Origin of the sequence: Luteitalea sp., from assembly GCF_022842525.1 — a bacterium.
Lineage (GTDB): Bacteria > Acidobacteriota > Vicinamibacteria > Vicinamibacterales > Vicinamibacteraceae > Luteitalea.
The window spans coordinates 1-3,844 of the sequence record NZ_JALHPM010000330.1; the positions used below are offsets into that span (position 1 = coordinate 1).

General features: G+C 64.3%; 3 protein-coding genes. All 3 read left to right on the forward strand.

What is annotated here, in order from left to right:
• Window positions 1-231: 231 nt before the first annotated feature.
• Window positions 232-1,359 (forward strand): hypothetical protein, encoded by a 1,128-nt coding sequence (locus Q0C41_RS30355; RefSeq protein ID WP_291990601.1) that lies wholly within the window; start codon window positions 232-234, stop codon window positions 1,357-1,359.
• A 132-nt stretch (window positions 1,360-1,491) separates the two neighbouring features.
• Window positions 1,492-2,598 carry a DUF932 domain-containing protein gene (locus tag Q0C41_RS30360; protein WP_291990602.1) on the forward strand — a complete coding sequence of 369 codons (1,107 nt, stop codon included), beginning with the start codon at window positions 1,492-1,494 and terminating at the stop codon, window positions 2,596-2,598.
• Window positions 2,599-2,761: 163 nt separating this feature from the next.
• On the forward strand, window positions 2,762-3,844 hold a 1,083-nt coding region (locus tag Q0C41_RS30365), incomplete at its 3' end, for a ParB/RepB/Spo0J family partition protein (RefSeq protein WP_291990604.1).

Consider the following 3,844-nt stretch of genomic DNA (forward strand, 5'->3'; position numbering starts at 1 on the left):
AATCAGACAACTGATAAACCCAAAGCTTCTCGCTGCTGCGCCCCGCCAATGGCGAGGCCAGCGCGCAGGACGCGATTCGGCAGTGCATCCTCGACGCGTACACCCGCGTCTCGGCCGCCTCCTGAACCGTCCTCTCGTGCTTCCACCAGGCGGCCGGGCACAGTGCCCCGCCGCCTGGGGCCACGGTTCTTTAAGAGAGATCACGAGCACGCAGAGAAGGGACTGACCGCCATGGACACTGCCACTCATTCGGTTCCCCATCGCGCCGGCGCTGCCCCGGAGCACCTCCGATCAGTTCCCAGCGCCCAGGTCCTCACCGTCAGCGCGGTCTATCAATTGTCGGAGACCGGTCGCAAAGCATCCCTGCTTGCCGGAGGGGACGGACGGGCGCGGCAGCAGTTGTCCGTGCAAGTACCGACCACGCGGCTCCACCTCGTTGCAGTAGATCTCAATGGCGTCGCTCGTTTAAAGCTCCAGCCGCGATTCGAACTAACCCAGGACCAACGCGTCGTCCGGCATGACGGCCCGCCCACCTACGATGCGCCACCAACTATCGAGGATCTGTTCAAAGAAGCTGCGCGCAATCACGAGCTTGAGCGCACCTATCGAACCGAGCGCTCGTCTTCACGGAGTCACCGTCGTGATGCCGACCGAGAACGCCGGTCACAGGTGGCTCAGGACTTCTTGACTGATCCGACCCAGCGGGCGATGGTCCATCCAGCGCCGTCGCCAACGCGATGCTTTCTGGCGACCGCGAACGGTCGTCTGATGTTCGACACCTCAACCGACGTCGGACCGGCGCGCGAGCTTCCAGTGGAGGCGCATCGGCGATTCCGGAATGATCTTCGCGCCCGGAAGGAGCGCAACGTCGCGGTCCGTGCCGAGCAACTCGCCCTGCATGAAGAGAAGAAGCGCGTAATTACCGAGTGGGTGGCGACACGCGCGACCGACGAGCAGCGATCACGGTATGCCGCTGGCTTGCTGCCAATGGACGAAGTCATTGAGGCCTTGACCGAGGACGCCTTTATCGCCCTCAAGGACCAGCCTCGATATGAACGGGACGGCTCAGCACGCCTCCAGGCGCATCTGCGCGCCTTGACCGGTCGAGTTGACCTCGTCGTCGGGTTGGCCGACCTGAAGGTCATTGGCTCAGAGGCGTCGTCCGCGACGTCGGCACAGTGGGCCGTGATCCGCCAACTACAAGCCCTTGTCCCAGATGCCGAGGTGACCTTGCGGGAGCACCGGTTGTCGTGGCGTCAGCGTCCCGAGATGCCTAGCCTCACGGTCTTCGGTGCACTCGCGACGCGACACGTTGGGCCCTTCATTGTGCGGCGAGAGTTCGCCGTGCCAGAGAGGTAACAGCACCACTACATTGATCGCCGACATCTAAGCTCTCTCGCCCGTGGCCATCCCGGCCACTCCTTCGCATCGCCCGATGCGGAGCCACTCGCCACTCGTCGCCACAACGGCCACGTTCAAAGGAGTAACCACATGCACGGCATAGGTGTATCGACTGTGACTGCGTTCACGGCCCACAAGGAGTGGGCCACGCGACCCCCAGATGAACGGTTCAATTCCGTTCAAACGCTCTACGAGGCGGCCCGCACACGGCGGCTCCGAACTGAAGAGCGTTGCATCGAGACCGTGGACTTTGGGACCGAGGCAGTCTCCGACGATGTGCTCGCGCTTCGCGACGCATCAGGCCGGCCTGCCGCACTGACACACTGGAGCTTCGAGCAACTCGCCACCATCGCGGGCGCGCCGCCGAAGTACCTGCGAACGTTGCCCGCGCCGATCGCTTCAGCGGCGATCAATCACGGGCTCCGGCGGCAGCGACGAGACCAGCATCAGCTGTTCCGCGATCAGGCCGCACCGTGGACCGTGCATGCGATCACATCGCCTCGCTACACACGAGTCCACCACGACGAGCTGGCCAGCCGGGTGCTCGACCTGATGTCCGTCCACCCCGCTTGGCAACTGCCGCTCGGCTACAAGGACGGTGTGTTCGGCGCCGAGCGGGTTCCGTCCGGCGCCTACCTGGGAGATCGAGACATGTTCCTGTTCCTCGTGGACGGCAATCGTGACCTTGATGACCCCACGGATCGTTCCCAGTCTGGCCTGTTCCGCGGGTTCATCCTCCGGAACAGTGACGTGGGAGCCGCCGCCCTCACCCTGGATGTGTTCTTGTTCCGCGTCGTCTGCGGCAATCACATCATCTGGGGTTTTCAGCACGTTGCTGGCTTCAGACGCCGGCACGTGGGGACGTCGATCCAGGATGCGTGGAACAGCTCGCTCGCGAGTGTTCACGAAGCCCTCGACGCCGACCCCGCGCACGATCGCGCCATGCTCCTGCGGGCCACGACCCAGGAGATTGCGTCGACGCGCGACGGGGTGCTCGACGCGGTGACGCAGCGGCTTGATGTGCCGCAGAAGCAAGCCGCGGAGGCGTACACGTTGGCGGAACAGCACGAGTCGAATCCACGTTCGGTCTGGGGATACGTGCAAGGTCTGACGCGACTGAGTCAGCGCACCCCTTGGCAGGACGGACGCTTCGCACTCGATCGCGCCGCCAGTCGCCTTCTCACCACGGTCCACTGACCCTGGTTGTTGCCGTGCGGGCTCAGCGCCCGCACGGCGCCTTTCCCTAGCAGTTCTTGACGGGTCGGCTCAGGCCCGCCCGTTCCACCGCGCGAGTGGTTGTCGCGCAATCCGGCATCGGCGCTTCAGAGCCCCGGTGACCCGTTCAGCCAGAGGTGTAGCCATGAGTGAATTCAGACAGTTAGCAACAGACGCCGTCCACGAATCGTCGAACAACCCGAGACGTTCATTTCCGGAAACGAGTCTCGAGGAACTCGCCGCCAGTGTGCGTCGTCACGGGGTGCTCCAGCCGATTCTCGTTCGAGCCAACGGTGAGGGCTTCCTGCTGGTGGCCGGGGCGCGCCGTCTGCGAGCCGCGAAGCTCGCAGGGTGCGCCACGATCCCGGGCCGCGTTCTGGAACTCGATGATGCCGCGGCAGACGAAGCCACCATCATCGAGAACCTGCATCGCGAGGATATCCGACCACTCGACGAAGGTGTGAGCTACCAGCGCCTGCTGGCTACCGGCCGCACGATCGACGATCTCGCGGCCACGCTGGGAAAGTCGAAGGGGTATGTCTACCAGCGTGTGAGCCTCACACGGCTGGTGCCGAGTGCACAGGATCTCCTTGCACGGGATGTTCTGCCCCTCAGCTACGCCCTGAAGATCGCGACGGTCCCTGCAGAGCAACAAGCAGACGCGTTAGCCCAGTGCTTCCGCCCGCTGTTCCGTGACGAAGAGGCCCGCCGCGATCAACTGGAGCCCCTCGCACAACTCACCGCCTGGGTCGAGAAGACCGTGCGGCTGGATCCAAGGGGCGACGATGCGGCCGTGCTGCTGCCGGCGCTTGCCGAACAAGTGATCTCGGTCGAACAGGAGCGCGATGCATCAGTGCTCGCGCTCTCCACGCTGCACTTCCACACCGACCGCACGGACCCGAAGCCCATCCTCGCGAAAAGCTGGAAGCCGGCCGAAGGGAAGGCCCGGTGCAAACACGCACGCCCAGGCGTGATCGTGCTCGGCGAAGGACAAGGCACTTTCCTGCAGGTCTGCATCGCCAAGAAAGAGTGCCAGAAACACTGGGCACGTCCGCGATCCGAGGATGCGACGAAGCGAACCTCGGAAAAAGAGGGCGACGCAGCCAGGAAGCAGCAGGAAGAGGCGTGGGCGAAGCAGCGTGAAGAACGGGAACGCTGGCAGAAGCAACTTCGCCCTCAGGTGGTTCGGCTCATCGCCGACCGGACCGCGAAGCTGGCGTGGTCGCCG